Origin of the sequence: Lentzea kentuckyensis (assembly GCF_002150765.1) — a bacterium.
GTDB classification, from domain to species: Bacteria; Actinomycetota; Actinomycetes; order Mycobacteriales; family Pseudonocardiaceae; genus Lentzea; species Lentzea kentuckyensis.
This window is the reverse complement of the sequence record NZ_MUYM01000195.1, coordinates 1-1,410: the sequence shown is the minus strand read 5'-3', so window position 1 is coordinate 1,410 and position 1,410 is coordinate 1. Positions and strand designations below refer to the sequence as shown.

Genomic DNA, 1,410 nt, shown 5'->3' with positions numbered 1-1,410 from the left:
CCTCGAACAGGGCCGCGAGACCAACCCGTCCGCGCAGGTCCTGGACGCCCTGAGCGCGCGGCTCAGGGCGTCCAGGACCTGCGCGGACGGGTTGGTCTCGCGGCCCTGTTCGAGGCGGGCGTAGTAGTCGGCGCTGACGCCGGCCAGTACGGCGACTTCCTCTCTGCGCAGGCCTTTGACCTTGCGCTGGGTGTGGCTGGGCAGGCCAGCGTCCTCTGGATTGACGCGGGCGCGGTGGGCCTTCAGGAACTCGCCGAGCACGTCTTCGAGGTTATGCGGTCGGCCTGTGCGCTGCCTGGGTGTGCCACACCTAGGCTGAAGGTGTCCTGGCTGCCCTCGTTTCCGCTGGTCATCGTTGTGACATGAGCAAAGTCGTGTTGATCAGTGGAGCTTCCAGCGGGATCGGCGAGGCCACGGCCCGCGTGCTGGCCGAGGCCGGGCATCAGGTGTTCCTCGGGGCGCGCCGCGAGGACAAGCTGGCGGCGCTGGCCGCCGAGATCGGCGGTGGATACGCGCCGCTGGACGTCACCTCGCGTGCGTCGTTCCAGTCCTTTGTGGACGCGGCGGTGGAGCGTTATGGCCGTGTTGACGTGTTGGTGAACAACGCGGGCGTGATGCCGTTGTCGCTCATGGACTCGCTGAAGGTCGACGAGTGGGACCGGATGCTGGACGTGAACGTGCGCGGCGTTCTGTACGGAACCGCCGCTGTGCTGCCGCGGTTCACCGACGGTGGTCACATCGTGAACGTCGCGTCGGTCGGTGCGCACATGGTGATGCCCACGGCCGCCGTGTACTGCGCGACCAAGTACGCGGTGTGGGCGTTGTCCGAGGGGCTGCGGCAGGAGCGCACCGACCTGCGGGTCACCGTGATCTCGCCCGGTGTCACGGAGTCCGAGCTGGCGGACACCATCACGGAGGACTTCGCGGCGGAGTTGATGGAGGACTTCCGCAAGATCGCGCTGCCGGCCTCCGCCATCGGTGAGGCCATCAAGTACGCGATCTCGCAGCCCGCGGAGGTCGACGTGAACGAGATCGTGGTGCGGCCGGTGTCGCAGCGCTAGGCGCCGGTGGTCGAGCCCGGCCNNATGGCTTTCTCCTGGCCGGGCAGGATCTTGAGGGCCAGCAGGAACGCGGCGGCGGTGGTGAGCGCGATCGAGACGACCACCCACGGGTGGCCGGTCACGCCCATCACGCCGGCCGTCGCGAACCCGAAGACCGGCACGGAGATGCCGATCAGGGTGTAGACGCGGCAGATCCGGTGCAGGAGCTCGGGATTGCCGTTGTCCCGGACGGCTTTCGGGAACATGCTCGCGGCGACCGTGACCGGGCCGATGGCGATGATCGCGGCCAGGACGTGCAGTGAGAGGAACAGCTTGCTCACGCTGCCCTCCAGACGGTGCCGCGGCGCTC

At 68.5% G+C, this 1,410-nt stretch carries 2 protein-coding genes; one reads left to right on the top strand and one right to left on the bottom strand.

The annotated features are described in order from the left end of the window. A partial coding sequence (locus tag B0F77_RS45755; protein ID WP_143467281.1) for a helix-turn-helix domain-containing protein occupies window positions 1-261 on the bottom strand: 261 nt, incomplete at its 3' end. A gap of 101 nt (window positions 262-362) precedes the next feature. Here B0F77_RS45755 and B0F77_RS45750 point away from each other — a divergent pair. Next, the gene (locus B0F77_RS45750) at window positions 363-1,061 is read left to right on the top strand and encodes an SDR family oxidoreductase (RefSeq protein ID WP_086669312.1); all 699 of its coding nucleotides are present in this window, start codon (window positions 363-365) and stop codon (window positions 1,059-1,061) included. Window positions 1,062-1,410: the final 349 nt, after the last annotated feature.

What these genes read in the sequence shown, in the direction of transcription:
- B0F77_RS45750 (WP_086669312.1), top strand. Translation starts at nt 363, where the DNA reads ATGAGCAAAGTCGTGTTGATCAGTGGAGCTTCCAGCGGGATCGGCGAG.